This is a genomic window from Halomonas sp. ND22Bw (assembly GCF_003011945.1).
In the GTDB taxonomy this organism is placed as follows: domain Bacteria; phylum Pseudomonadota; class Gammaproteobacteria; order Pseudomonadales; family Halomonadaceae; genus Halomonas; species Halomonas halophila.
Genome location: NZ_PXWD01000011.1, coordinates 72997 through 99895 on the forward strand (window position 1 = coordinate 72997; position 26899 = coordinate 99895).

At 68.5% G+C, this 26899-nt stretch carries 24 protein-coding genes, 3 tRNA genes and 1 rRNA gene; 12 read left to right on the forward strand and 16 right to left on the reverse strand.

What is annotated here, in order from left to right:
- Nucleotides 1-13 precede the first annotated feature (13 nt).
- From CVH10_RS13795 to CVH10_RS13805, 3 genes are all read left to right on the forward strand, one after another.
- Nucleotides 14-973, forward strand: coding sequence for a homoserine kinase (locus tag CVH10_RS13795; protein ID WP_106488977.1), 960 nt, complete (start codon nucleotides 14-16; stop codon nucleotides 971-973).
- Entirely contained in the window at nucleotides 970-2889 is a 1920-nt protein-coding gene (gene speA, locus CVH10_RS13800) for a biosynthetic arginine decarboxylase (protein WP_106488978.1), read from the forward strand. Before CVH10_RS13795 ends, speA begins: the two co-directional genes overlap by 4 nt.
- A gap of 181 nt (nucleotides 2890-3070) precedes the next feature.
- The gene (locus CVH10_RS13805) at nucleotides 3071-5413 is read left to right on the forward strand and encodes a glucose/quinate/shikimate family membrane-bound PQQ-dependent dehydrogenase (RefSeq protein ID WP_106488979.1); all 2343 of its coding nucleotides are present in this window, start codon (nucleotides 3071-3073) and stop codon (nucleotides 5411-5413) included.
- 96 nt (nucleotides 5414-5509) lie between these two features.
- Here CVH10_RS13805 and CVH10_RS13810 read toward each other — a convergent pair whose 3' ends face one another.
- On the reverse strand, nucleotides 5510-6175 hold the full coding sequence (locus CVH10_RS13810) for a fumarylacetoacetate hydrolase family protein (RefSeq protein WP_035594743.1): 666 nt from the start codon (nucleotides 6173-6175) through the stop codon (nucleotides 5510-5512).
- Between the two features lie 70 nt (nucleotides 6176-6245).
- On the reverse strand, nucleotides 6246-7244 hold the full coding sequence (thpD, locus tag CVH10_RS13815; RefSeq protein WP_106488980.1) for an ectoine hydroxylase: 999 nt from the start codon (nucleotides 7242-7244) through the stop codon (nucleotides 6246-6248).
- Nucleotides 7245-7878: 634 nt separating this feature from the next.
- Here thpD and CVH10_RS13820 point away from each other — a divergent pair.
- Nucleotides 7879-9561: a diguanylate cyclase gene (locus CVH10_RS13820; protein WP_106488981.1), complete on the forward strand. Its 1683-nt coding sequence runs from the start codon at nucleotides 7879-7881 to the stop codon at nucleotides 9559-9561.
- Between the two features lie 981 nt (nucleotides 9562-10542).
- Here CVH10_RS13820 and CVH10_RS13825 read toward each other — a convergent pair.
- From CVH10_RS13825 to CVH10_RS13855, 7 genes are all read right to left on the reverse strand, one after another.
- A tRNA-Thr gene (locus CVH10_RS13825) sits at nucleotides 10543-10618 on the reverse strand.
- A gap of 96 nt (nucleotides 10619-10714) precedes the next feature.
- Nucleotides 10715-10789 (reverse strand) — tRNA-Gln (locus tag CVH10_RS13830).
- Between the two features lie 3 nt (nucleotides 10790-10792).
- Nucleotides 10793-10868: transfer RNA gene (locus tag CVH10_RS13835), tRNA-Phe, on the reverse strand.
- Nucleotides 10869-10961: 93 nt separating this feature from the next.
- Nucleotides 10962-11234 carry an oxidative damage protection protein gene (locus tag CVH10_RS13840; RefSeq protein WP_035594738.1) on the reverse strand — a complete coding sequence of 91 codons (273 nt, stop codon included), beginning with the start codon at nucleotides 11232-11234 and terminating at the stop codon, nucleotides 10962-10964.
- 3 nt (nucleotides 11235-11237) lie between these two features.
- A complete protein-coding gene (gene mutY / locus CVH10_RS13845) occupies nucleotides 11238-12353 on the reverse strand; it encodes an A/G-specific adenine glycosylase (RefSeq protein ID WP_106488982.1) in 1116 nt (371 codons plus the stop codon).
- 68 nt (nucleotides 12354-12421) lie between these two features.
- Entirely contained in the window at nucleotides 12422-14764 is a 2343-nt protein-coding gene (locus tag CVH10_RS13850) for an AsmA family protein (protein WP_106488983.1), read from the reverse strand.
- Complete coding sequence (locus CVH10_RS13855; protein ID WP_035594730.1) at nucleotides 14761-15213, reverse strand: acetyl-CoA sensor PanZ family protein; 453 nt, start codon at nucleotides 15211-15213, stop codon at nucleotides 14761-14763. Before CVH10_RS13855 ends, CVH10_RS13850 begins: the two co-directional genes overlap by 4 nt.
- A 174-nt stretch (nucleotides 15214-15387) precedes the next feature.
- On the opposite strand from CVH10_RS13855, the gene hisB reads away from it, so the two are divergent.
- The 5 genes from hisB to CVH10_RS13880 all read left to right on the forward strand — a co-directional run bounded on the left by hisB (nucleotide 15388) and on the right by CVH10_RS13880 (nucleotide 18910).
- Entirely contained in the window at nucleotides 15388-15981 is a 594-nt protein-coding gene (gene hisB / locus CVH10_RS13860; RefSeq protein ID WP_035594728.1) for an imidazoleglycerol-phosphate dehydratase HisB, read from the forward strand.
- Nucleotides 15982-16009: 28 nt separating this feature from the next.
- Complete coding sequence (gene hisH / locus CVH10_RS13865; protein ID WP_035594726.1) at nucleotides 16010-16651, forward strand: imidazole glycerol phosphate synthase subunit HisH; 642 nt, start codon at nucleotides 16010-16012, stop codon at nucleotides 16649-16651.
- A gap of 187 nt (nucleotides 16652-16838) precedes the next feature.
- Entirely contained in the window at nucleotides 16839-17591 is a 753-nt protein-coding gene (hisA, locus tag CVH10_RS13870) for a 1-(5-phosphoribosyl)-5-[(5-phosphoribosylamino)methylideneamino]imidazole-4-carboxamide isomerase (protein ID WP_035594723.1), read from the forward strand.
- Between the two features lie 4 nt (nucleotides 17592-17595).
- The gene (gene hisF / locus CVH10_RS13875) at nucleotides 17596-18369 is read left to right on the forward strand and encodes an imidazole glycerol phosphate synthase subunit HisF (RefSeq protein ID WP_046078126.1); all 774 of its coding nucleotides are present in this window, start codon (nucleotides 17596-17598) and stop codon (nucleotides 18367-18369) included.
- Between the two features lie 25 nt (nucleotides 18370-18394).
- The gene (locus CVH10_RS13880; RefSeq protein WP_052052420.1) at nucleotides 18395-18910 is read left to right on the forward strand and encodes a hypothetical protein; all 516 of its coding nucleotides are present in this window, start codon (nucleotides 18395-18397) and stop codon (nucleotides 18908-18910) included.
- Nucleotides 18911-18913: 3 nt separating this feature from the next.
- Here CVH10_RS13880 and CVH10_RS13885 read toward each other — a convergent pair whose 3' ends face one another.
- Together CVH10_RS13885 and CVH10_RS13890 are read right to left on the reverse strand one after the other, a co-directional pair.
- Nucleotides 18914-19492 carry a YjaG family protein gene (locus CVH10_RS13885; RefSeq protein ID WP_106488984.1) on the reverse strand — a complete coding sequence of 193 codons (579 nt, stop codon included), beginning with the start codon at nucleotides 19490-19492 and terminating at the stop codon, nucleotides 18914-18916.
- A 47-nt stretch (nucleotides 19493-19539) separates the two neighbouring features.
- Complete coding sequence (locus CVH10_RS13890; RefSeq protein ID WP_016856598.1) at nucleotides 19540-19833, reverse strand: MGMT family protein; 294 nt, start codon at nucleotides 19831-19833, stop codon at nucleotides 19540-19542.
- Between the two features lie 48 nt (nucleotides 19834-19881).
- On the opposite strand from CVH10_RS13890, the gene CVH10_RS13895 reads away from it, so the two are divergent.
- On the forward strand, nucleotides 19882-20571 hold the full coding sequence (locus tag CVH10_RS13895) for a type 1 glutamine amidotransferase (RefSeq protein WP_106488985.1): 690 nt from the start codon (nucleotides 19882-19884) through the stop codon (nucleotides 20569-20571).
- 15 nt (nucleotides 20572-20586) lie between these two features.
- Here CVH10_RS13895 and mnmH read toward each other — a convergent pair whose 3' ends face one another.
- The 4 genes from mnmH to CVH10_RS13915 form a co-directional block, all read right to left on the reverse strand.
- The gene (mnmH, locus tag CVH10_RS13900; protein WP_106488986.1) at nucleotides 20587-21711 is read right to left on the reverse strand and encodes a tRNA 2-selenouridine(34) synthase MnmH; all 1125 of its coding nucleotides are present in this window, start codon (nucleotides 21709-21711) and stop codon (nucleotides 20587-20589) included.
- Nucleotides 21708-22745 carry a selenide, water dikinase SelD gene (gene selD / locus CVH10_RS13905; RefSeq protein ID WP_035594709.1) on the reverse strand — a complete coding sequence of 346 codons (1038 nt, stop codon included), beginning with the start codon at nucleotides 22743-22745 and terminating at the stop codon, nucleotides 21708-21710. Before selD ends, mnmH begins: the two co-directional genes overlap by 4 nt.
- A 93-nt stretch (nucleotides 22746-22838) precedes the next feature.
- Nucleotides 22839-24227 (reverse strand): DNA repair protein RadA, encoded by a 1389-nt coding sequence (gene radA / locus CVH10_RS13910; RefSeq protein WP_035594706.1) that lies wholly within the window; start codon nucleotides 24225-24227, stop codon nucleotides 22839-22841.
- 99 nt (nucleotides 24228-24326) lie between these two features.
- Nucleotides 24327-24776: a copper resistance protein NlpE N-terminal domain-containing protein gene (locus CVH10_RS13915; protein WP_035594702.1), complete on the reverse strand. Its 450-nt coding sequence runs from the start codon at nucleotides 24774-24776 to the stop codon at nucleotides 24327-24329.
- 195 nt (nucleotides 24777-24971) lie between these two features.
- On the opposite strand from CVH10_RS13915, the gene hisC reads away from it, so the two are divergent.
- Both hisC and CVH10_RS13925 read left to right on the forward strand, forming a co-directional pair.
- Entirely contained in the window at nucleotides 24972-26027 is a 1056-nt protein-coding gene (gene hisC, locus CVH10_RS13920) for a histidinol-phosphate transaminase (protein ID WP_106488987.1), read from the forward strand.
- Nucleotides 26028-26113: 86 nt separating this feature from the next.
- Nucleotides 26114-26521 carry a VOC family protein gene (locus tag CVH10_RS13925; RefSeq protein WP_106488988.1) on the forward strand — a complete coding sequence of 136 codons (408 nt, stop codon included), beginning with the start codon at nucleotides 26114-26116 and terminating at the stop codon, nucleotides 26519-26521.
- A gap of 133 nt (nucleotides 26522-26654) precedes the next feature.
- Here the strand turns inward: CVH10_RS13925 and rrf are convergent.
- Nucleotides 26655-26769, reverse strand: a 5S ribosomal RNA gene (gene rrf, locus CVH10_RS13930).
- Nucleotides 26770-26899: the final 130 nt, after the last annotated feature.

Consider the following 26899-nt stretch of genomic DNA (forward strand, 5'->3'; position numbering starts at 1 on the left):
GGGCGAGACATCCATGGCCGTATTCACACCGCTGACCGACTCCCAGGTCGAGACGTTCCTGAGCCAGTTCGATGCCGGCTCGCTGATCGCCTGCAAGGGCGTGCCCGCCGGCACCGAGAACAGCACCTTCTTCGTCACCACCGACCGTCGCGAGCTGGTGCTCACGTTGTTCGAGCAGGGCGAGCACGAAGAGCTGCCGTTCTTCGTCGAGCTGCTCGACTACCTGGACGAGCATCGCCTGCCCGTGCCCGGGCCGCTCCACGACCGTGACGGCATCGCCCTGCACAGCCTGGCCGGCAAGCCGGCGCTGCTGTTCCCGCGCCTGCCCGGCAAGCATCCCGAGGCGCCCAACCTCGCCCAATGCCGGGCGCTGGGCGACGCCCTGGGCCGCATGCACCGGGTCTCGCAGCGCTTCCCGGGGCACCGGCCCAACCCGCGCGACCTGCACTGGCTGCTGCCGATGCACCACAAGGTGCTGGCCTACCTCGCTCCTGAGGACCAGGCGCTGATGAAGGACGAGGTGGAGATCTACCAGGGCTTCTTCGGCGATGCGCCGACGCTGCCTCAGGGCGCGATCCACGGCGACCTGTTCCGCGACAACACCCTGTTCGACGGCGACGAGCTGGGCGGGCTGATCGACTTCTACAACGGCTGCACCGGCGACCTGCTGTTCGACCTGGCCATCGTGATCAACGACTGGGCCACCGAGGCCGACGGCCGGCTCGACCCGGCGCGCTACGAGGCGCTGCTCGGCGCCTATCAGGCGCGGCGGCCGCTGGAGGAGAGCGAGCGCGAGGCCTGGCCGATGATGCTGCGCATGACCGCGCTGCGCTACTGGCTGTCGCGGCTGCTGGTGGTCTATGTCGACCCGCCCGCCCATGACCTCACGCCCCATGACCCGGAGGTGTTCCGCCGCGTGCTCAAGCGGCGTATCGCCGAGGGCGCCCTGCCGCTGCCCGAGGCCGCTCGATGAGCCTGACCATGGGCAGCATGGCCGGGCCCGCGCAGCGCGCCCGGCACACCTGGAACATCGACCAGTGGGGCAGCGGCTACTTCGACGTGGCCGACGACGGCCGGGCCCTGGTGCGCCCGCACGGCGAGGACGAGGGCCCCGCGCTGCCGCTCGCGCCGCTGATCGCGCAACTGCGCGAGGCCGGCCTGCGGCTGCCGGTGCTGGTCCGCTTCACCGACATTCTCCATGACCGCGTCGAGCAGCTGTGTGCCGCCTTCGACGGGGCCATGGCGGAGGAAGGCTTCGGCGGCGGCTATACCGCGGTCTACCCGATCAAGGTCAACCAGCAGCGCCGGGTGGTCGAGGAGATCCTCGCCACCCGAGAACGCGGCCACGACCGGGTCGGCCTGGAGGCCGGCAGCAAGCCTGAGCTGCTGGCGGTGCTGGCGCTGTCCGGCGACGGCCCCTCGCTGATCGTCTGCAACGGCTACAAGGACCGCGAGTACATCCGCCTGGCGCTGATGGGCGAGAAGCTCGGCCATCGCGTCTATCTGGTGGTGGAGAAGCTCTCGGAGCTGCCGCTGATCCTCGAGGAGGCCGACCGCCTCGACGTGCGGCCGCGCATCGGCCTGCGCGCCCGGCTGGCCTCGGTGGGCAAGGGCAAGTGGCAGAATACCGGCGGCGAGAAGTCCAAGTTCGGCCTCACCGCCGGGCAGATCCAGGCCGTGGTCGAGCGGCTGCGCGAGGCGGACGCTCTGGCCAGCCTGCAGCTGGTGCACTTCCACCTGGGCTCGCAGATCGCCAACATCCGCGACATCCAGCGCGGCCTGCGCGAGTGCGCCCGCTTCTACCAGAGCCTGATCGCGCTGGGCGCGCCGGTGGATACCGTGGACGTGGGCGGCGGGCTCGGCATCGACTACGAGGGCACCCGCTCGCGCAGCGACTGCTCGATCAACTACTCGATGCGCGAGTACGCCCGCAACGTGGTCGCGGCCTTCGCCCAGGTATGCGAGGCCGAGGGGCTGCCGCATCCGCACCTGATCAGCGAGTCGGGGCGCGCCCTGACCGCCCATCATGCGGTGCTGATCACCAACGTGATCGGCGAGGAGCGCGCCGAGACCCGGGCCCCGGCCGCCCGGGTCGAGGGCGACCCGCAGGTCGCCGAGCTGTGGCGGGTCCACGACGCCCTGGCCGAGTCCCCCGCGCCACGCGGGCTGGTCGAGGCCTGGCACGACCTGGGCCAGGCCATCGGCGAGCTTCAGGAGCGCTTCGTGATGGGGCTGGCCGGTCTCGAGGCCCGCGCCGAGGGCGAAGGCGTCTACACCGCTGCCTGCGCCCGCCTGCGCGAGCGCCTCGACCCGCGCAACCGCGCCCATCGCGAGATCCACGACGAACTGGCCGAGAAGCTGGCCGACAAGCTGTTCGTCAACTTCTCGCTGTTCCAGTCGGTGCCCGATGTCTGGGGGATCGATCAGATCTTCCCGGTGCTGCCGCTTTCCGGCCTGGACCGTCCGCCCGCCCGGCGCGCGGTCGTGCAGGACATCACCTGCGATAGCGACGGCCGCATCGACGGCTACGTGGACGGCGAAGGGGTCGAGGCCACCCTGCCGATGCCCGAATGGGGCGACGACGAGGAGCGCCTGCTGGGCTTCTTCCTGGTCGGCGCCTACCAGGAGATCCTCGGCGACCTGCACAACCTGTTCGGCGACACCGACTCGGTGGATGCGTCGCTGGACGCGACCGGCGCCTGGCGCCTCGACCATCGGCGCCGCGGCGACCGGGTGGCCGATGTGCTCGGCTACGTGGACTTCGACGCCGAGGTGCTGCGCCAGCGCCTCGCCGACCAGCTCGCCGCCAGCGGCCTTACGGCCGATGAGCAGGCGCGCTTCCTCGACGACCTCTCGGAGGGGCTCGAGGGCTATACCTACCTCGAATGACTCGCCATTGACCGACCGCGCCTGACGCCTCTCCTTCATTAGACCATAGTGAAGGGGTGGCATCGTGATGGCGGGGGCGACAGCTGGCGACGAACTGTCGATGTCATTTTGATTTGCACCCTAATGATTTACCATGGGGTGCATCGTATTGTTATTCGCAAGGAGCAAGGAGCATGGGATCATGATCATACTTTCCCTCATTTTCTGGCTGGCGGGGCTGGCCCTGCTCGGGGGCGGCCTGTGGCTGGTCACCCTCGACGGCAGCTGGTACTACGCCCTGTCCGGCATCGTGCTGATCGCCGTCGGCGCCATGACGCGCTCACGCCGTCCCAAGGCCCAACTGCTGTACGCGCTGTTCCTGGTGGCGACCGCCGCCTGGTCGCTGTGGGAATCGGGCTATGACTGGTGGGCGCTGGCGCCGCGCCTGGGCATCTTCCTGCTGCTCGCCATCCCGCTGCTGTGGCCGGCCAAGGGCGGCTCGCGCTTCGGCACCGCCGTGCTGCTACCGGTCTGGGCGATCGTCGGCGTGGGGCTGCTGGGCAGCATGGCCGTGGACCCGCACCGCATCGACGGCGAGCTGAACCGAGAGGTCGTCAACGAGACCCCCGACCTCGGCGACAGCCCCGAGGAAAGCTGGCACGACTACGGGCGCAGCAACATGGGCCAGCGCTTCTCGCCGCTGGACCAGATCACGCCCGAGAACGTGGCCGACCTGGAGCTGGCCTGGCAGTACCAGACCGGCGACGTGAAGCGCCCGGAGGACGTCACCGAGACCACCTACGAGGTCACTCCGCTCAAGATCGACAACTCGCTGTTCCTGTGCACTCCGCACAACTGGCTGATCGCACTGGACGCCGACACCGGCGAGGAACAGTGGGTGTATGACGCCAAGGTGCCGGACGAAAGCTCGCGCCAGCACCAGACCTGCCGCGGCGTGTCCTACCTGCCGCCGGCCGAGGGCGACGCCGACAGCCTCGACGTGCAGATTGCCAGCGCACCGGCCGAGGATCGCGCTCCGATCCAGTGCGACGCCCAGCTGTTCATGCCGACCTCAGACGCCCGCCTGCTGGCGGTGGATCCGAACACCGGTGCCCGCTGCGCCAACTTCGCCGACAACGGCGAGCTGGACCTGATGCACAACATGCCGTACAAGCAGGCCGGCTTCTACTACTCCACCTCCCCCCCCGTGGTGGCCGATGGCAAGGTCGTGGTCGCCGGTGCGGTCAACGACAACTACGCCGTCAACTCGCCGTCCGGCGTGATCCGTGCCTACGACGCCAAGACCGGTGAGCTGGTGTGGAACTGGGATCCGGCCCATCCGGACGACACCGCCCCGATCGCCGAGGACGAGACCTACAGCACCAGCTCGCCGAACAGCTGGTCGATCGCCAGCGCCGACGAAGCACTGGGCATGGTCTACTTCCCGATGGGCAACCGCACCCCGGACCAGCTGGGCATGTACCGCAGCGAAGCCGAGGAGACCTATGCCAGCTCGGTGGTGGCGCTGAGCCTCGAGACCGGCCAGGTCGAGTGGGTCCAGCAGTTCGTGCACCACGACCTGTGGGACATGGACACCCCGGCCCAGCCGAGCCTGCTGGACCTCGACACCGACGAGGGCCACCAACCGGCACTGGTGATCCCCACCAAGCAGGGCGACGTCTATGTGCTGAATCGCGAGACCGGCGAGCCGATCTTCCCGATCTCCGAGCGGCCGGCGCCCCAGGGCACTATCGAGGGCGACCACGCCGCCGAGACCCAGCCGATCTCCGACCTGACCTTCCGTCCGCCGACCCTGCGCGAAGCGGACATGTGGGGCGCCACGCCCTTCGACCAGCTGATGTGCCGCATCCAGTTCAAGTCGCTGCGCTACGAAGGCCAGTACACGCCGCCCTCCGAGCAGGGCACCATCGTGTTCCCGGGCAACTTCGGCGTCTTCAACTGGGGCAGTCTGGCGGTGGATCCGAAGCGTCAGGTGATGTTCGGCATGCCGCTCTACCTGGCCTTCACCTCCACCCTGGTGCCGAAGGACGGCGCCGACCTGGGCGAGACCAACCAGGGCGAGCAGGGCCTCAACGAGAACGCCGGCGCCGACTACGCGGTCGAGATGAAGCCCTTCCTGTCGCCGTTCGGCGTGCCCTGCCAGCAGCCCCCGTGGGGCTACGTGGCCGGCACCGACCTGCGTACCGGTGAGGTCGCCTGGCAGCACAAGAACGGCACCGTCGAGGACATGACCTCGCTGCCGCTGAAGATCCGCCTGGGCGTGCCCGGCATCGGCGGTCCGGTGATCACCGACAGCGGCGTGGTGTTCCTGGCCGCCAGCGTGGACGACTACCTGCGCGGCTACGACCTCGAGACCGGCGAGCAGCTGTGGGAAACCCGCCTGCCGGCCGGCGGCCAGGCCACGCCGATGACCTACCTCAACAGCCAGGGCGAGCAGATGGTCGTCCAGGTCGCGGGGGGGCATGGCTCCATCGGCACCACCATCGGTGACTACGTGATGGCCTACAAGCTGCCCCAGCAGTAACGGCCGGGGGCCCCTCGTCCGAGGTGCCCTCTCACGACGAGGCCCCCGCCGGCAATGCCGGCGGGGGCCTTCGCGTTTCCGAGCCCTCGCGTCGCGTCAATCGACCACGCGGGTCACGACCTCCAGCCCGCCGGTCAGCGACAGGCGCAGCTCGGCGCCGCGGGGAAGCTCGCCGACACCGGCGGGCGTGCCGGTGAGCACCACGTCGCCCGGTTCCAGGGTGAAGTGGCGACTCATCTCGGCGACCAGATCGGGCACCGGAAACAGCATGTCGGCGCCGTGGCCGTGCTGGCGCTCCTCGCCGTCCACCGCCAGGGTGAAGGCCAGGGCGCTCCAGTTCGGCACCTCGCCGAGCGGCAGGAAGGCGGACATCGGACAGGCACCATCGAAGCCCTTGGCCACCTCCCAGGGATGCCCCTTCTCCTTGAGCTTGCCCTGGACGTCGCGCAGGGTCAGGTCCAGCGCCAGACCGATGCCGACGATGGCCCGCTCCGCCTCGGCGGCGCCGACGTCCTTCAGCGTCTCGCCCACCAGCAGCGCCAGCTCGGTCTCGAAGTGCACCTCGCCACGGGCGAAGGGCGCATCGATCGCCTCCTCGAGGCTCACCGCGCTGGTAGCCGGCTTGATGAACAGCAGCGGCTCGCTGGGCACCGGGTTGTCGAGCTCCCGGGCATGCTCGGCGTAGTTGCGACCGACGCAGACGATCTTGCCCAGCGGCTGGGGACAGGCCCGACCATCGGTGAAACGGGGAATGAAACGCATGACGATGCGACTCCTGGCTGACGAATGGGACGACACTGCCGTTCAGTCTACGCCCAGGGATGGCGCGGCGTCAGTCCTCCGGCGTCCAGGCCTCGTCGGGCGCATGCGCCAGGAAACGCGGCCGGCGCTTGCCGGCGGCGAAGGGCTCGACGCAGCGGTTGTCGCGGCGGTTGTAGACGAAGAAGGCATTGCTGCGCGGATCCGGGGACATGTTGGCGTTGGAGCCGTGCAGGGTGTTGCAGTCGAACAGCAGCAGCCCGCCGGCGGCGCCGGTGGGCGCCTCGATGCCGTGCCGATCGATCAGTCGGCGCAGCGCCTCGCGGCTCGGCACCCCGACCTCCTGGGTCTTGAGCGACTGCTTGTGATGGTCCTCCGGCGTCTCGCCCAGGCAGGGCACGAACACACGGTGTGAGCCCGGCACCAGCATCAGCGGGCCATTGAAGGCGTGATTGTCGGTCAGCACGATGGAGGCGCTCACCGCGTGCATGGCCGGCATGCCGTCCTCGGCGTGCCAGGTCTCGAAGTCGGAGTGCCAGTTGAAGCCCTGCCCCTCGAAGCCCGGCTTGTAGTTGATGCGCGACTGATGCACGTAGGGCTCGCCGCCGAGGATCTGCCGGGCGCGACCGGTCAGGCGCGGATCATGGGCCAGGCGGCCGAAGACCTTCGACAGGAAGTGCACGGCGAACAGCGAGCGGATCTCGCGTCCTCGGGGTTCGGTGATGCTGAAGTCGCGGCCGCGATAGGCGTCGTTCTCGAGCAGCACCTTGAGCTCCCGACGCAGCTCGTCGAGCTCGTCGCCCGTGAGGAAATCGGGCTCGAACAGGAAGCCCTGGCGCTCGAACGCGTCGAGCTGCGCCGCGGAGAGCGGACCCTCGCCGTCATGCCCCTTCACCACCGGCTCGTGGCGACTCAGCCACGGCAGGTCGAGGGGCTCGGACAGCCGGGTGGGATACGGGTCCTCGCCGGGGCGCGGGGCGCTGCGCACCCGGCTCTGGGGATCCGGGGAATCGACGATATCGGACGGAGTCGCCTGATGAAGCGGTCGGTCGGACGATGTCTGCACTGACATCCACTACCTCCTTTGCAGTCGGAATGGGGTTCAGATTCGATCTCGCTACCGACGGCGGTCAGCCGCACGGCCGGGGCCATGGCGGCCCCAGGGCCGTACACTGGCGACGCCCTGGCGGCATTTCAAGGGCTCGTTGCCGAGGCCGAATCAAACCGGTCCGCTCTGTCGGCGGCATCGTTGAACGCTTGAGTAATAAAAAGCGGGCAAGAATGTTGGCATTTTTAAACATTAGTCATATAAGCAACATGGGATGATGGCCTGGCTTACTCGAGTTCCCCGCTTGGTAAGCCTTGCATGACCCGCCCAGTCCCGGCGGGTCTTTTTTGTGCGCGATATCGATCGGGGCCCGCCCAGCCCTGTCATCTCATTGCAAGACAACGGTGCCAGGATGGAACCATCACGAGGCGTGCTCGTGATCAGGCAGAGCGAGCATCACACCAGATGCGAGGTTGGCCCGCCCCTCCGGGGCGGGCTTTTTTTCGTCTCGGGATAGGGGCGTCGGGCAACGAATCGCACCACCACAGACTCGATGACGGCCCATGATCGATATTCGCAAAATCGCTCATAGACCCGCGCGTGCGACAGAGGCAGAGTAAGAACATCGTCGACAAAAGCTCCACAAGGGTGATCCAGCGTGGCCAACCAACCTGCCTGGTGGGAGGAGGTGCTCAGCCTCTCGCAATCCGCCTACCTGCATGTCTCGCGCGACCAGCGCATCATCGACGCCCTGGGCGATACCCGGATGCTGCTGGACCGGGAACCGAGGGCGCTTATCGGCATGGCCCTGCCCGAGCTCAAGGACATCCGCGCCCGGCTCGGTGGCGCCGTGGCCGAAAGCCTGGCGCGCCAGGAGATTCGCCCCGGCGAGACCTGGGGGTTCGAGGACGGCGCCGGCAGCTACTATGGCCTCGCCGATGGCAGCTTCGTCATCAAGCTCACCACGGCCATGAAAGTCGACCAGGGCATCATCGGACGGCTCGCCGATCAGTTGCCCATCATGGTGGCCTACGTCGATCGTGAGTTCTGCTTCCGCTTCAACAACCAGGCCTATGTGGACTTCATCGGCATCGATCGCGAGTCGCTGTACGGCAGGCCGGTCGCCACGGTGATGACGCCCGCCTCCTTCGAGCGCATCCAGCCGCGCCTGCAACGAGCGCTGGCGGGCGAGGAGGTCACCTATGAGGATCGCCTGACCCTCGCGGATGGCCGCACCTGCTACTTCAAGGTGCACTACACGCCCGATTTCCTGGAGGGCGAGGTGGTCGGCCTGTACGCGATCATCCAGGACATCTCCGAGTACCGCGCCATGATCCAGCTGCTGCGCGACGTGCACAGCAGCACGAACCGCACCGACATCGGCCCCGACAAGATCGTCGATCAACTGCTGCGCGACGCGCTCGCCTATCTGTCTCTGGATATCGGCCTGGTCAGCCGCATCATCGACGAGCAGTACATCCTCAAGTGGGCCGCCTCCGACGTGGCGGACCTCTCGCCGGGCGACACCTTTGCCCTGAGCGATACTTACTGCTGCGTGATGCTCGATACCGAGGACGTCTTCCACACCAATGCGGCCGGCCAGGACACGCGCATCAGTGGCCATCCCTGCTACCAGACCTTCGGGCTGGAGACCTACATCGGTACGCCTCTGCGCCTCAACGGCGAGGTCTGGGGCACGCTCAACTTCTCCAGCGCCCAGCCGCGCCAGGAACCCTTCGACCAGATGGAGATCGAGCTGGTGCGGCTGATCGCCGACGCGGTGGAACGCGTGATCACCGACGAGGCGGAGATCGAGCAGGTCCGCCAGGAGCTCGACCGCATGGCCAACAAGGCACTGCGCGACTACCTGACCGGCCTGCCCAACCGCGCCTATCTGGACCAGCACGTCGAAGCGTTGATCGATGCCCACGAGGCCCGTGACGAGCCTTTCTCCCTCGCCGTGATCGACATCGACCACTTCAAGCGGATCAACGACCTGCATGGCCACGATGCCGGCGACACCGTGCTCCAGTGGCTGAGCGGACGGGTCGCCGAGAGCCTGCGCGAGGACGACCTGGTGGCACGCACCGGCGGCGAGGAATTCGTGGTGGTACTGCGTGGTACCCGCACCCCGGGGGCCGTCGCCGTCCTGGAGCGGGTGCGCGAGCATGTGGACGCCGGCCGTCTCACCCTGGAGGACGGTCAGTCACTCCAGGTCACCGTCAGCGGCGGCGTCAGCGAGCATCACAGGGGGGAAACCCATGCGCAGCTGTTCAAGCGTGCCGACACCGCCCTGTACACCGCCAAGCGCAATGGCCGCGACCGGATCAGCTGCCTCTAGACGCGCCCCTGTCCTCGCGGGATGAAGACACGCGCCTGCCTCGAGAGGCTCATCACGGGAATCGTGTCTAGGCGCCGGGACTCCCCCGGCACGTTGGCTCGCCATCCAACGAGTCACTGCTTGCCTGAGCGGTGGTGCAGCGATAGACCCACGCTAACGGAGCCATGCAGATTCTTGGATGGGCGCCGCGGAGTCGGAGCGGTACAGTTAGCACACTTACCGAGTTCCCTGTCCTGTAAGTCCCTTTGCCCGCCAGCCCCGGCGGGCTTTTTTTGTCCGAAGCCGGACACCCCAGGTCCGACGTCATCCAAGTGCAAGAATCCGAAGTTAGGATGGCTCTATCACGAGGTGACACGTGATATGGATCTGGCTTTGGGAAATTCCGAGATTCCGGCTCGCCGTTTGGCGGGCTTTTTTTTGCTTCGGCAGGCGTATCAACAACTTGAGTGCAAACACCCCCTGAATGAGGGCGCATACTCCAGCATGGAGAATGCCTCCGTTGGGTATGATGAGCAGGCTTAACGAATGTCCCTGCTCGCAAGCCGTCTGACCCGCCCTCTCCGGCGGGTCTTTTTTTGCCGGAAGGAGAGCGCCGGCCCCCTCGATATCCATGCCCCCCCCTGCGCTACGGCCACTTCGCTCCCGCCCCCTCGAGGTTGTCGCTCGTCTCGAGCTATCGACAAGCTTCACCTGAAGAACGAGCATTTCGTAATGCCAGTGTTAACTTATGAAAATAAATGTATCTCAGGAACCCCTGATGCGATAGATTGCTTTTTGCCGACCTGGCAAAACCCCGCTTGGTACGGCTTTCAGCCCCTCATGTCCCGAGGGGCTTTTTTTCATTCGGAAGCTGGGACGTGACACGAACAGGAAGGGGGCAAAGGGAGGAAGGGGGTAGACAGAATGTAGACACGCACAAAAAAACCGCCTTCGAGGGCGGTTTAGATGTCGCTCTAACGCGTTGATTGCATTGCACTTTAATGGTGCCGGCACCAGGAGTCGAACCCGGGACCTACTGATTACAAGTCAGTTGCTCTACCAACTGAGCTATGCCGGCAACGGCGCTTGCAACCCATGCGAGGAGGAAAGAACCTCCCTGAGCGAGAAAAACCGTGAACCTTCGTTCACGGCTTCTCGAAAACTTATGTTGGCGTGGCTGGGGTAGCAGGATTCGAACCTGCGCATGCCGATACCAAAAACCGGTGCCTTACCGCTTGGCTATACCCCAACGTGGTGGCCAGAGACGGAATCGAACCGCCGACACGGGGATTTTCAATCCCCTGCTCTACCGACTGAGCTATCTGGCCCTCGCCAACGGTGCGTATTAAACCGTAATGGCCCGCTGTCGTCAACTCTTTTCGATTCAAAAAGTTGGAAGACGGCTGCAGGCCCCGTCACGCCTACTTTTCGGGCGGCACAAAGCCTTCCGCCTGATCGGTCTGCTCGTTATCGAGGAAACGCTCCAGCTGCTCCATCAGGTACTCGCGCGCCGAGGGCTCGAGCATGTTGAGGTGCTTCTCGTTGATCAGGCGGGTCTGCAGGGCCTGCCACTCCTCCCAGGCCTGCTTCGAAACGGTGGCCTGGATCTCCTGGCCCTTCTTGCCGGGCAGCGGCGGGAACGGCAGGGCCTCGAGTTCTTGCTGGTACTTGCGGCAGAAGACGGTCTGGCTCATCGGTCATGGCTCCTGGGATGAGGAAGAATGGGGCGCGTCCTGGACGCTCAGGGTGAAGGGGCGCAGCGCGTCCAGCAAGCCTTTCACCGGGGCGGCCAGGCCGATGCTGTCCGGCTCGGCGGGATCGAACCAGCGCCGCGCCTCGCCCACGCCGTCGAGGCGGCTCACCCGGGCCGGCTGCGGGGTGACCTCGAGGCGGAAATGGCTGAACACGTGGGTGAAGGCCTCCCAGGGCGCTTCCAGGCTGGCACCGGGGGCGTGGTGGTCGAGCCAGGCGCGCAGCTCCAGCGAGCTATCGAACTGCGGCAGGCTCCACAGCCCGCCCCACAGGCCGCTGGAGGGGCGCTGCTCGAGCAGTACCCGCCCGGCCTCGTCCTGCAGCAGCAGCATGGTGGTGGTGCGGGTGGGAATGGCCTTCTTGGGCTTGGACTCCGGAAAGCGCTTCTGCTCGCCGCGGGCCCGGGCCACGCATACATCATTGAAGGGGCAGCGCTCGCAGTCGGGCTGGCCGCGGCGGCACAGGGTCGCGCCCAGATCCATCATCGCCTGGGTGAAGTCGACCACCCGGCGCTCGGGCGTGTAGTGCTCGGCGAGGCCCCACAGCTCACGCTCCACCGCGGGCCGGCCGGGCCAGCCTTCCACGGCGTGCAGCCGCGTGAGCACGCGCTTGACGTTGCCGTCGAGGATCACCGCCCGCCGACCGGTGCTCTGGGCGATCACCGCGCCGGCGGTGGAGCGGCCGATGCCGGGCAGCGCGGCCATGGCGTCGAGGCTGTGCACCGGGAACTCGCCGTCGTGTTCTTCTACGACTACCTGGGCGGCCTTGTGCAGGTTGCGCCCGCGGGCGTAGTAGCCGAGCCCGGTCCATAGATGCAGCACCTCGTCCTGTTCAGCGGCGGCCAGCGAGCGCACGTCGGGGAAGCGTTCCATGAAGCGCTCGAAGTAGGGAATCACGGTGGCGACCTGGGTCTGCTGCAGCATGATCTCCGAGACCCACACCCGGTAGGGCGTGCGCTCGTGCTGCCAGGGCAGGTCGTGGCGGCCGTGGACGTCGAACCACTCGAGCAGGCGTCGCTGGAAGGTGTCGCGAGGCAGGATGGCGGGGGGCGTCTCCGTCATGGGTATTTTCTCGGCACGAAAAAAAGCGCCGACTATAAGAGTCGGCGCAGGGACTGGCTATTGCTTGCTCAATTGAAGAGACCATCGAGGGCGTCGCGAAGTTCCCGACGCGAATCATCGCCGATGCGTTCGTCGAGTTTTTCCACCGCGTTGCCGAGGCTCTCGCGCAGCTTGTCGTTGGCGCGCTGAGAGACTTCCTCGCGCAGCACGTCACCCAGCGTGGAGCGGAAGGCGTCGCGGTCGAAGCGGCACCACTCGCCGCTGTCGCCGCCCAGCTGACCCTCGCAGCGCACCGGGAAGGGCACGTCGACCAGCCGCCGATTGACCTCGCAGGCGGCGTCCACGTCCTCGCCGGTGAAGCGGGCGTTGGCGCGCAGGGCGAAGCGCTCGCTGGTCAGGTCGAAGCTGCCCTCGCCGCCCAGGCCGATGCCGGGGATGGCGACATTCAGGTCATCGCTCTCGGCCACGCCATCGCGGATGCGGAAGCTGGCCTCGGCGCGCTGGAAGCGGGTGTCCGGGGCCCAGTCGCGGCTGGTGCTCTCGCCTTCCAGGCGCGCGGTGGTGGTGCACAGCTCCTGGGAGACGTTGACACCGGGAATGCGCCCCTCGGCCAGGCGCGTGGCGAGCTGGCCGTTCAGGGCACGCTTGAGCTCGGGCACGCTGTTGCCGCGGGTCGTCAGCTCGCCCTCGGCGCTCAGCCGGCCTTCCAGCGGCGCCGGCTCCTCGCCCAGCGAGGTCAGCAGCGAGCCCAGGCGCAGGTTCTCGACCCGCGGCGACAGCTGCCAGCGCAGCGGCGTCTCGCGGGCGTCCAGCTCGCCGGTGGCCGAGAGACGGCCCTCGTGGAGGCCGGACGCGAAGTTCACCAGCCGCTGACGGCCGTTATTCCCGGCCAGCGTCAGGCTGACGTCGCTGAAGCTCTGGCCCATCAGGATCAGTTCGCCGAGGCTCAGCTTGGCATCGAGGGAGAGAGCGGCCAGCCAGTCGGCGGGCAGCAGCGCCTGCTGTTCGTTCTGGGCCAGGGCACGCCCCACGCCCGGCAGGCTCGGGCCGCCGGCGGTCTCGGCGGAAGGATCGGCGGCCGGCAGGTAGTCGTCCATGTTCAGACGGTCGCCCTGCAGGTCGGCCTCCAGGCGCGTGCCGTCGAGGTTCGCCCCCAGGCGACCGTTGAAGGTGCTGCCGTCGAGCTTGAGGTTAAGGCCGTCGAGGGTGACGCGCTCCAGGTCGCCCTCGATGGGGCTGGTCAGCGCCACCTGGCTCAGGGCCGCGTCGGCGGCCATGTCCGGCAGAGCGTCGAAGCGCTCCAGCCAGGGCCGTAGCGAGAGCTCGGCGAGGCTCAGCTGGCCCTCGTAGGCCGGCGCCTCGACCAGCTCGGTCAGCGTCAGGTGGCCCTGGAGGTCGAGGCCGTCGGGACCGCTCAACGCCAGCTCGCTCAGGCGAGCGCTTCGGGCGGCCAGGTCGGCGTCGAGACCGAAGGCCAGCGACAGCGGCAGGCGCTGCTCGCCCAGCCGCGGGCCCATCAGGCCGGCCTCCAGCTGGCCACCATTCACCCGCACCCGGTCGCCGGAGAGATCGAGCACCAGCTCGTCGGCGGCGAGCTCGAGCCGCTGGGCTTCGTCGGCACCATCGAGGCGGGTATGGGTGTCCAGCGCCAGCCCCTGGAGCACGTGACGCCCCTCGGCCAGCCCCAGGCTGACCCGTGTCTCGAGACTCAGCTCGCTGGCCAGCTGCGGCGTCTCGGCACCCAGCCCGTCGCGCAGCGCGACGTCGAGGCTGGCGCTGAGCGGGAAGGGATGATCGGGATTGACGTTGCTGCCGGTGATGTCGACGCCCGAGAGCGTCATCTCTCGCCCGGCCTGGACGTCGCGATAGTCGATGCGGCCGCCGCGCACCTGCACGCTGGCGATGTTCAGCGCCACGTCCAGGGCGCTGGCATCGCCACGAGGGTTGGGGCCGGCGCTGGCCGGCGCCAGCACCGCCTCGGCCTGCTCGCCGCGGTTGCGCAGGCGCTCGATCAGCGCCTCCCAGTTGCCACGCCCCTCGGCGTTGCGCTCGAGGTTGAGGTCGAGCCCCTCGAGGGTCAGGCCGTCGATGGCGATCTCGCCGCGCAGCAGCGGGGCCATCGCCAGGCTGACCTCGGCGTGGTCGAAGGCGGCGAAGGGCGCGTCGTCGACGACCTGTTCAGGCAGGCGCGCCTCGGCGCTTTCCACGCCGACACCCAGCCTCGGGTAGAAGGACCAGCTCAGCGGGCCGTCCAGCTCCAGCTCCAACCCGCTGTGCTCGCGCACGACGTCGACCAGTCGTGGCTTGAGGTCCTCGGGGTCGAAGAAGGTGGTGATGAACACCACGGCACCGACCAGCACCAGGCCGAGGACCCCGATGGCGGCCAGCAGAGTACGCAGGATTCGCTTCATTGCCCGGCTCCTTTGGGCGAGAGATCCAGTTCGAAGTAGTCGCCTTCCTGGGTCAGGCGGTAGCCCATGCGGCTTAGCAGCACCTGATCGGCCATGGGCAGCTGGGAGGCCAGCACGCGCAGCCGGCGACCGTCGGCGTGGGCGGCCTCGCCGGTGAGGGCCAGCAGCCGCGAGCCGACGCCGCGGCGGCGGGTGGTCTGGCGCACGCACAGGTGCGACAGCCACCAGGCCTGGTCATCCGGGGACACGGCCAGCGCCCCCAGCAGGCGGTCATTGAAACGGGCACAGAAGAAGAAGCGCTCGGCGGCCAGATGGTCGTCGACGAATCGCTCGGGCGGGGCCGGCAGGCGCTCGGCGGGGGCATCGGCGTAGATGCGTGTCAGATCGTGGCGTACCTGGGCGTCCGCTTCCCAGGTCGCTTGATCGACGCGCTGTAGCGTGACCGGCATGCAGGTATCTCCCTGAAAGAGGCAGGCCGGGCCTGCCGCATGGTTGGGGCATTGTAGCGAATGGGGGTAGCGTTTCACTATAATGGCAGCCTTGCAACGGCGGGGCCGCCCCGTCTTTTCCGCCCCGACGGCGGCCCCCCATCACGACACGCGCCCAGGCGCTGGAGACCCGACATGTCCGAGCGTATCGCCACGGTCACCCGCGACACCAAGGAAACCCAGATCACGGTCACCGTGAACCTCGACGGCAAGGGCCAGCTGGTCTGCGAGACCGGCGTCCCCTTCCTCGACCACATGCTCGACCAGGTCGCCCGCCACGGCATGATCGACCTCGAGATCAAGGCAGTGGGCGACCTGCACATCGACGACCACCACACCGTCGAGGATCTCGGCATCACCCTGGGCCAGGCCTTCGACCAGGCGATCGGCGACAAGCGCGGCATCTACCGCTACGGCCACGCCTACGTGCCGCTCGACGAGGCGCTGTCGCGGGTCGTGGTAGACTTCTCCGGGCGCCCGGGCCTGTTCATGGACGTCGAGTTCACCCGCGCCAGCATCGGCCGCCTGGATACCCAGCTGTTCTGGGAGTTCTTCCAGGGCTTCGTGAACCACGCCAAGGTCACCCTGCACATCGACAACCTGAAGGGCTTCAACGCCCACCATCAGGCGGAAACCATCTTCAAGGCCTTCGGCCGGGCGCTGCGCATGGCCGCCGCCGAAGACCCGCGCATGGCCGGCCAGATGCCGTCCACCAAGGGCAGCCTGTGATCCCGCCGACCGACACGAGGAGCGTCCCATGACCATTGCCGTCATCGACTACGGAATGGGCAACCTGCATTCCGTCGCCAAGGCACTGGAGCACGTCACCCACGAGCACGTGGTGGTGACCCGCGACGCCCGCCGCATCCAGGGCGCCACGCGCCTGGTGCTGCCCGGCCAGGGCGCCATCCGCGACTGCATGGGCGAACTCGAGCGCACCGAGCTGCGCGGCCTGGTCGAGGAGCTGCTGGCCCAGCAGGCCAAGCCGCTGCTCGGCATCTGCGTCGGCCAGCAGATGCTGCATCAGCGCAGCGAGGAGAACGGCGGCATCGACTGCCTGGGCTTCATGACCGGCCAGGTGCGCCGCTTCCCCGTCGACATGCGCGACGACATGGACCATCGCCTGAAGGTGCCGCACATGGGCTGGAACCTGGTGCGCCAGCGCCACGACCACCCGCTGTGGAAGGGCATCGACGACCAGGAGCACTTCTACTTCGTGCACAGCTACTACGTGGAGGCCGGCGAGGACGCCCAGGTGTTCGGCACCACCGACTACGGTCGCGTCACCGCCCACGTGGCCACCGGCCGCGATGCCACCTTCGCCGTGCAGTTCCATCCGGAGAAGAGCTCCCGGGCCGGCCTTCGACTGCTGGAAAACTTCGTGCAGTGGGAGCCCTGAGCGGCCACTGCAGCATTTCCAGGGCGCCCGTTGCCGCGCCCATGACAACGGTTTCAAGGGCGCCCGACCCCGCGCCCCTTACCATTTCCAGGGCGCCTGCTGCCGCGCCTACGACAATTTCCAGGGCGCCCGCTGCCGCGCCTGACAATCAAAGGGGCGCCCGCTGAGCGCCCGTAGAGGACTGGACATGCTGGTAATCCCCGCCATCGATCTCAAGGACGGCAAGTGCGTTCGCCTCAAGCAGGGGCGGATGGACGATGCCACCACCTACGGCGACGATCCCGTGGCCATGGCCGCGCGCTGGGTCGAGGCCGGCGCCCGCCGCCTGCACCTGGTCGATCTCAACGGCGCCTTCGAGGGCGAGCCGGTCAACGGCGAGGCGGTCACCGCCATCGCCCGCGCCTACCCCAACCTGCCGATCCAGATCGGCGGCGGCATCCGCTCGGCCGAGACCATCGAGCACTACCTGGACGCCGGCGTGTCCCAGGTCATCATCGGCACCAAGGCGGTCAAGGAACCGGCCTTCGTCACCGAGATGTGCCAGGCCTTCGCCGGCCACGTGATCGTCGGCCTCGACGCTCGCGACGGCTTCGTGGCCACCGACGGCTGGGCCGAGGTCTCGACCCTGAAGGCCACCGAACTGGCCAAGCGCTTCGCCGACGACGGCGTGTCCTCGATCGTCTACACCGACATCGCCCGCGACGGCATGATGGGCGGCGTCAACGTCGAGGCCACCGCCGAGCTGGCCCGCGAGGGCGGCCTGCCGGTGATCGCCTCCGGCGGCGTGACCAACCTCGACGACCTGCGCGAACTGATCGCGGCCGGCGAGCCGGGCATCCTCGGCGCCATCACCGGCCGCGCCATCTACGAAGGCAGCCTGGACGTGGCCGAGGCCCAGGCACTGTGCGACCGCCTCACCGGCCAACGCGACGGGAGCTGATACCATGGGACTCGCCAAGCGCATCATCCCCTGCCTGGACGTCGATGCCGGCCGGGTGGTCAAGGGCGTCAACTTCATCGGCATCCGCGACGCCGGTGACCCGGTGGAGATCGCCCAGCGCTACAACCAGCAGGGCGCCGACGAGATCACCTTCCTCGACATCACCGCCAGCCACGAGGACCGCGGCACCACGGTGGAGATGGTCGAGCGCATCGCCGGCGAGGTCTTCATCCCGCTGACCGTGGGCGGCGGTATCCGCACCTGCGACGACATACGCACCATGCTCAACGCCGGCGCCGACAAGGTGTCGATCAACACCGCCGCCGTGCACAACCCCGAGTTCGTGCACGAGGCCGCCGAGCGCTTCGGCAGCCAGTGCATCGTGGTGGCGATCGACGCCAAGAAGGTCTCCGAGGAAGGCGAGGCACCGCGCTGGGAGATCTTCACCCACGGCGGCCGCCGCCCCACCGGGCTCGATGCCGTGGAGTGGGCCAGGAAGATGGTCGACCTGGGCGCCGGCGAGCTGCTGCTGACCAGCATGGACCGCGACGGCACCAGGATCGGCTTCGATATCGGCGTGACCCACGCCATCTCGGAGGCGGTGAGCGTGCCGGTGATCGCCTCCGGCGGCGTGGGCAACCTCGACCACCTGGTCGAGGGCGTGAAGGACGGCGGCGCCGACGCGGTGCTGGCGGCCAGCATCTTCCACTTCGGCGAGTACACCATCCCCGAGGCCAAGCGCTACATGGCCGAACGCGGCATCGAAATGCGCCTCTGACAGGCCTCCGGAGACAAGGACACGAATGACATCACCACGGAAGGTGGCAGGCAGGCTGGCCCTGCCTGCACTGCTGGCGCTCGCCGGCCCGGCCGCCGCCGAGGCGGAGCCGGCCTGGCCCCCGGCGCCGACGCTGGACCACGTGCTGGTGCAGACCAGCCTCTACACCCGACACTTCAGCGCCGACCCGGAACACAACAACCGGCAGCAGCTTGTCAGCCTGGAGCTGCATAACCCGCAGCGCTGGCTCGCCGGCACCGCCTGGTTCAAGAACTCCTTCGACCAGCCCACCTGGTACTGGTATGCGGGGCGCGAGTTCCCCTTCTGGCAGCCCACCGAGCGGCTGACCGTACGCGCCAAGCTCACCGGCGGTCTGCTGCACGGCTACCAGGACGAGTACCGCGACAAGATCCCCTTCAACCGCTTCGAGACCGCACCGGTAGCGCTGCCCAGCGTGGGCGCGCGATGGGGACGCTTCGAGTCCGACCTGATCGTGTTCGGCACCGCCGGCATGATGGTGACCGCCGGTGCGCGCTTCTAGCCGCTAGTCCATCGACAGCCCCAGGTTGCTGACGCCCTCGTTGCGGCCCAGCCGGCGCAGCGCCTTGAGGGCGTCGCGGCCGAGCTCGCCTTCCACCGCCTCGAGCACCGCATCCTGGAAGCCGTTCTCGTCCTCCATCAGCGGATGCTCGCGCACGATGGCGGCGAGGCGTTCGCCGTCCTCCTCGCCCTCGGTCAGCTCGATGAAGGCCCGCACGCCGCCGCGGGAGGTGCGACTGACTTCCAGCACCGCCTCCGGCGAGTCGCCGCGCAGGGTGTCGAGCAGCGACGAGATCGCCACCACCGCCTCCAGCGCGCGACGGGCGCCGAAGCTGTCGTCCTCGGCCGGCGGCTCCAGCTCGGCCAGCTTCTCGGCCTGGCGATCGAAGTCGATGCGCGCGTCCTTGACCGCCAGCCGCTCCCACACCAGGTCAAGCACGACCCGCAGCGCCTGGGGATCGCCGTGGCCGGTGGCCTCGGCGTAGAAGGCATAGTTGGGCAGCAGCCGCTCGCACAGCGCCGCCATGAAGGCCTGCTGACGGCGCGGCTCGAGCCGCTGCAGGCGCTGAAAGAAACCGCTCATGGATTCTCCTTGGAATATCGCTGTCTCAGCATCGTCCCTGTGCTCACTCAAGGCCAGAGCCGTTCGGGGGCCACTCTGCCCCGCGCATCGAACGCCACGCCCTCGTCGATCAGCCGCCGGCGCTGCTCGTCGGCGCCGGGATGGTCGGCCAGCTTGCGCGAGGCGGTGATCACCCGGAACCACGGCAGGCCGTGTCCGGACGGCAGCTCGCGCAGCGCCCGGGCCACCAGCCGGGGCGTGCCGCCCTCGGTCATGGCGGCGATGCGCCCGTAGGTGGTGACCCGCCCCGGCGGGATCTCGGCCAGCACGGTCAGTATCTGTTCCTTGAGGGCCGCGTTCATGTACCCTGCCTTCCCTGATTTTCTGCTGATATCGGCGAGGCCGCCCGCATGCACGTTCACCTGCTTCAGCACAGCCCCCATCTGGGGCCCGCCCGCATCGGCGACTGGCTCGACAGCATGGGGCACAGCCACACCGTGTTCCACCTCGACGAGGGCGAGCTGCCGCCGCGACCCGGCGACGTCGAGGCGCTGATCGTGCTCGACGCCCCCGAGGGCGAGGCGCCCGCCGCCTGGGATCGTGGCGAGCGCAAGCTGATCGAGCGCACCCTGGACGGCCGCAAGCCGCTGCTCGGCATCGGTCACGGCGCCCGGCGCATCGCCGAGGCGCTGGACGCGCCGGTGTCCCGCGGCACCCTGGCCGAGACCGGCTGGCAGACCGTGACCCTGGCCGAGGCCAGCCCCTTCGACCTGCCCGAGCGCTTCGAAGCCTTCACCTGGCACCGCGATATCTTCGCCCTGCCCGAGGATGCCCTGCCGCTGGGCGGCACCGCGGCGAGCCCGCTGCAGGGCTTCGCCTGGGACGCCGGCCGGGTGGTCGGCCTGCTATGCCATCTGGAGGCCACCGCCGAGAGCGTCACCGCCATGCTCGACCACCTGCCGCGCCCGGAGGGCGACGCCGAGAGCCCCTATCGCCAGGAGCGCGAGGCGATGCTCGACGATTCACGGCGCTTCGACCGCCTGGCGCCGCTGCTCGACCGGGTGCTCACCCAGTGGGCCAGGCACGCCACGATGCGCTGACCTTCTCTCCTCGCCTCAGGCCGAGGCGGTGGCGCTCGGCCGGCGCGCTGATTCGGCCTCGGCGACCCAGTCACGGGCGAAGGCCAGGCAGCTGTCCCAGTCGCCCACATGGAGGAAGCGCTGGTCGTCGTGCTTCTCCAGCTGGTAGCGGTACATGGGGTCGTAGTACTCGGTGAGCAGCGGTGCCAGCCAGGCCTCGTGGGCCTGGCGATTGCCGCGCTCGTGCTCGCGGAAGGCCAGCTCCTGCAAGCGCTGCAGTCGCGCCAGCCGGGCGCCGCCGAGGCGCTTCCTGAGCCGACCCAGCGCACCGGACAGCTGCTTGCGCATCAGCGTCCAGCCCAGCCAGTCGCCGAACTGCTGGCGATAGACCGCCCACAGGTCGTCGATGTAGTCCTTGTGGATCTGCGCCAGCCGCCAGTCCAGCGGCATCTCGACGCGAATCCGCGGGGCGGCCTCCATGCCGCGCCAGAAGGTCAGCGGCACGTTGGCCGAGCCGATGTGGCGCGACTCGTCCTCCAGCACCAGCGGCCCCGGCAGCTCCAGCAGCCGCAGCCCCATGGCGTGCTCGAAGTCGATCTGCGACGGCGCCGGCAGCGGATGACGGCCGAAGGCCGAGCCCTTGTGGCGCGCGCAGCCCTCCAGGTCCAGGCCCTGATCCAGGGCGGTGATCAGCGAGGTCTTGGCGCAGCCGGTGAGTCCGCCCACCACCAGCATCGGCCGCTCGGCGGCGGCGTCGATGTGCGCGCACAGCGCCTGGCGCATGGCCTTCCAGCCGCCGCGGATGCGCGGCCGGGTCATGCCGGCCTCGGCCAGCCACTGCTGGGCGACCTGAGAGCGCAATCCGCCGCGGAAGCAGTAGACGATGGCGTCGGGATGGGCCTCCAGCTCGCGCCGCCAGGCGTCGACCCGGGCGGCCTTGATGCCGCCGCTGACCAGACGCTCGCCCAGCTCGATGGCGGCCTGCTGGCCCTGCTGCTTGTAGGCGATGCCGACGAGATGACGCTCCTCGTCGTCCATCAGCGGCAGGTTGACCGCCCCGGGCAGCGCGCCCTGGGCGAACTCCACCGGGGCGCGCACGTCGATCAGGGCCCGACCCTCGCGCAGCAGCGCGAGGTCCGGCTCGACCAGCGGCAGATTCATCCCTTCACCTCGATGCGCGTCTCGCCGCGCTCGGCGATCACCTCGCCGAACGGCTCGAGCTCGAGACCGTACTGGCGGCCGACGCGCTCGACGTCATCCTCCCAGGACGGATGCACCGACAGCAGCAGGCCGCCGGAGGTCTGCGGGTCGCACAGCCACTGCCAGTGGGCGTCGTCCATGGCCGGCAGGGCCTTGCCCAGGGCCTCGCGGTTGCGGGCGCTGCCGCCGGGCACCGCGCCCTGGCGGCGGTAGGACTCGGCCTCGGCCAGGCGCGGCAGGCGGCGGAAGTCGATCCGCGCCGCCACGCCGCTGGCCTCGCAGACCTCGCTGAGATGGCCGGCCAGGCCGAAGCCGGTGACGTCGGTCATGGCATGCACGCCGGGAATCTTCGCCAGCTCGGCGCCGATGCGGTTGGAGGCGAGCATGGTGCGCCGCGCCAGGCCCTGGTGGCCGGGCTGGATCAGGCCCTGCTTCTCGGCGGTGGTCAGCAGGCCCACGCCCAGCGGCTTGGTGAGGTACAGCAGGTCGCCGACCTGGGCGCCCTTGTTGAGCTTGAGGTGCTCGAGGTCGACCAGGCCATTGACCGACAGGCCGAAGATCGGCTCCGGCGCGTCGATGGAGTGGCCGCCGGCCAGCGCCAGGCCCAGCTCGCGGCAGACCGCCTGGGCGCCGCCGACCACGTCGCCGGCGATATCGGCGCCGAGCTTGTCGAGCGGCCAGCCGAGGATGCCCAGCGCCATGATCGGCGTGCCGCCCATGGCATAGACGTCGCTGATGGCGTTGGTGGCGGCGATGCGGCCGAAGTCGAAGGGATCGTCGACGATCGGCATGAAGAAATCGGTGGTGGCGATCATGCCGCGGCCGTCGCCCAGGTCGTAGACGGCGGCGTCCTCGCGGCCCTGGTTGCCGACGATCAGCCGCGAGTGGCTGGCCCCCGGCCCGGCCTTGGCGAGGATGCCGTCGAGGACGTCGGGGGCGATCTTGCAGCCACAGCCGGCGCCGTGGCTGTACTGCGTCAGACGGATGGCACTCATCACGGTCTCCTTGGCGTCGTTTCCCGGCATTCTACAACACCGCGCCCCCGCCCCGTCGCTGGACGGCGATTTCACGCTTCGCGGGGCGGGCGCCTAGAGCGCTTCCAGCGCATCGGCCAGCTTGTCCACGGGCACCACTTCCATGCCCTCGGGCGAGTGCTTGGGGGCGTTACCGCGCGGCACGATGGCGCGCCTAAAGCCGTGCTTGGCGGCCTCGACGATGCGCTCCTGGCCGCTCGGCACCGGGCGGATCTCGCCGGACAGGCCGACCTCGCCGAACACCACCAGCTCACGCGGCAGCGGGCGGCTCTGCAGGCTCGACACCACCGCCAGCAGCACCGCCAGGTCGGCGCTGGTCTCGAGCACCTTGACCCCGCCGACCACGTTGAGGAACACGTCCTGATCGCCGGTGAACAGTCCGCCGTGGCGATGCAGCACCGCCAGCAGCATGGACAGGCGATTCTGATCGACGCCCACCGCCACCCGCCGCGGGTTGCCCAGCGCCGAGTCGTCGAGCAGCGCCTGAACCTCGATCAGGATCGGCCGGGTGCCCTCCCAGACCACCATCACCAGGCTGCCGGGCGCCTGTTCCTCGGTGCGCGACAGGAAGATGGCGCTGGGGTTCTTCACCTCCTTGAGACCGTGCTCGAGCATGGCGAACACGCCGAGCTCGTTGACCGCGCCGAAGCGGTTCTTCTGCCCGCGCAGGGTGCGGAAGCGCGAGTCGGCGCCGCCCTCGAGCAGCAGCGAGGCGTCGATCATGTGCTCGAGCACCTTGGGGCCGGCCAGGGTGCCGTCCTTGGTCACGTGGCCGACCAGCAGCAGCACGGTGCTGGACTGCTTGGCGAAGCGGGTCAGCGCCGCGGCGGACTCGCGCACCTGGGCCACGCCGCCCGGCGCCGAGGAGATGTCCTCGAGGTGGGTGGTCTGGATGGAGTCGATGATCAGGATATCGGGCCCCTCGCGCTCGGCCACGCCGAGGATGGTCTCGATGCTGGTCTCGGCCAGCATCTGCAGGCCCTGGGTGGGCAGCTGCAGGCGGTGGGCGCGCATCGCCACCTGGGACAGCGATTCCTCGCCGGTGACGTAGAGCACCTTGCGCTGCTGGGCCAGCTTGCAGGCGGTCTGCAGCAGCAGCGTCGACTTGCCGGCACCGGGGTGGCCGCCCAGCAGCACCGCCGAGCCCGGCACCAGGCCGCCGCCCAGCACCCGGTCGAACTCCTCGAAGGTCGAGGACAGCCGCGGCACCTCGCTGAGATCGACGTTGGCGAGATCGATCACCTCGCGGGAGACCGCCCCGGCATAGCCGCCCCGCCCCGCCGAGCCGCCGCCTCCGCCGCCATTGCCGGCACCGGGGCGGGCGGCCGACAGCCGGATCTCGCTCAGGGTGTTCCACTCGCGGCAGCTGGTGCACTGCCCCTGCCACTTGCTGTACTCGGCACCGCATTCGGTGCACACGAAGGCGCTTTTCGCTTTGGCCATGGAATGTCCGACGACGGTTTCTCTAGAATGACAGGCCCGAAGGCCCAACGACGAGGGGCGGCCCGTCGGCCGCCCCTCGCTGCTACGCGTTCCGCTGCCTTACAGGCGCTTCAGGCGCAGCATCTCGTTGTTCTGGAAGCGGCGACGCTGGGGGTCGATCAGTTCCAGGGTCTGCGGGTCGAGGCGCAGGAAGAAGTAGGTCTGGCCCTCGCCCTGGGGCGTCAGCTCGTAGACGGTGGCATCGGGGTTGTCCGCGGTGCCGTCGAGCAGCTGCCAGCGACCTTCGTAGTTCTCGTCCGGCGGATTCTGCGGGTGGCCGCGGTAGGAGGCCTGCAGGTCGAAGGTGCGATCCGCGGCAGGGCTCTGGGCATCGCCCATCATGGTCACGTTCAGATCGATCCCTTCGCAGTTACGGCAGGGCAGCGTGCCCTGGTAGGTGCTCTGGGTCGCTTCCATTCCGGGCTCGGTGCCCTGCCCGCCAGGGCCACCCGCACAACCTGCCAGCAGGGCAAGCATCGCGGAACCGGCCAGCAACGTCCTGATTTGCATATTCGTCCTCCTAACCAATGGGCATGACGCCGCCTTCACGGCAGCCTGCCCCACAGCATAACCTCTCGTGGGAACAGCGCACAGCCCGAACAGCACCGGCTTGCCCCTCGTCCGGCGATCATCCGCGGGCCGGCTTGCGCGGGCGTCGCCCCCGGGCGACCATGAACGGATTGCCCCACGATCCGAGAAGTGACGATGAGCAAGTTCTGGAGCCCCAAGGTCCGCGAGCTGACGCCCTACGTTCCCGGCGAACAGCCGCGCGAGCGCCTGATCAAGCTGAATACCAACGAGAACCCCTATCCGCCGGCGCCGGGCGTCGAGGCGGTGCTGCGGGAGTTTCCGGCCGACCATCTGCGCCGCTATCCCGATCCCGAGTCGCATGGCCTGCGCGAGGCGCTGGCCCGGGAGTTCGGCGTCGAGGTCGAGCAGGTGTTCGTCGGCAACGGCTCCGACGAGGTGCTGGCCCTGGCCTTCCAGGCCTTCTTCGCCAACGGCCGCCCCCTCGAGATGCCGGCCATCACCTACAGCTTCTATCCGGTGTACTGCCGGCTCTACGACGTGGAGCGCCGCACCCTGCCACTGGACGCCGACTGGCGCGTCGACCTCGGGGCCTTCTCGCCGGACGCCGGCGGCGCCATCTTCGCCAATCCCAACGCGCCGACCGGCCACGGCCACGGCCGCGAGGCGATCGCCGCGCTGCTCGAGCGCCTCACCGAGTCGGCGGTGCTGGTCGACGAGGCCTACGTGGACTTCGGCGGCGAGAGCGCCATCCCGCTGATCGAGCGCTTCCCCAACCTGCTGGTCACCGGCACCTTCTCCAAGTCGCGCAGTCTGGCCGGCCTGCGGCTCGGCTACGCGGTGGGCTCGCGCGAGCTGATCGAAGGGCTGGAGCGGGTCAAGGACTCCTTCAACTCCTACCCGATCGACAGCCTGGCCAGCGCCATCGGCGTCGCCGCGCTGGAGGACCGCGAGCACTTCGACGCCTGCCGCGAGGCGGTGATCACCACCCGCGAGCGCACGCGCACGCGCCTCGAGAGCCTCGGCTTCCAGGTGCTGCCGTCGCAGAGCAACTTCCTGCTGGTGCACCACCCCGAGCAGGATGCTTCCCAGCTGTTCGTCGGCCTGCGCGAGCGCGGCGTGCTGGTGCGTCACTTCAACACCGAGGCGCTGAACGGCTGGCTGCGCATCTCCATCGGCACCGAGGACGAGATGGATAGCCTGGTCGAGGTGCTGGAAGAACTCTGCCGCTGATCCGAGCCTGAACGTCAGGGGCGTCGCTCGACGCCCCTCGCCCGCCCCGCCGGACCGATACTCTCCCGACCGATACCGAGGCCCCCATGGCCGACTCACGACTGCCCCTGAGCCGCGTGCACCACGTGGCGCTGATCACCGCCGACTACCCACGCGCCAGACGTTTCTACCTCGAGGTGATGGACGCCGAAATCCTCAACGAGGCCTATCGCGAGGAACGCGACAGCCACAAGCTCGACCTGCGCCTGCCGGGCGGCATTCAGCTCGAGCTGTTCTCCTTCCCCTCGCCGCCGCCGCGTCCTAGCTACCCCGAGGCCCGCGGGCTGCGCCACCTGGCGCTCGCCACGCCCGACCTCGATGCCTGTGTCGCTCTGCTCGAGGCACGCGGCGCGGCGCCCGAGCCGATCCGCGTCGACGAGTTCACCGGCGCGCGCTTCACCTTCCTGGCCGATCCCGACGGCACCCCGATCGAGCTGTACGAAGTCACGGACTGATCCACCGTGTCAGCCAAACCAAAGACGCCCCGCCCTCTTGAGAGGACGGGGCGTTTTTTTGGAGGAGATCACATTAAACGTTCGCACATGAAAAAACCCCGACTCGATGAGCCGGGGTTTTCTCGGGATAAGTGCCTGACGATGACCTACTCTCGCATGGGAACTCCCACACTACCATCGGCGCTGAGCGGTTTCACTGCTGAGTTCGGCATGGGATCAGGTGGTTCCCGCACGCTATGGTCGTCAGGCGAAAAAGGCAATGCGAATCATGCTGACGAGATATGTCTCTCGCGTATCCGCCGTCGTCTGTTGTCAGTCACAGACCACTTGGGTGTTATATGGTCAAGCCTCACGGGCCATTAGTATCGGTTAGCTCAA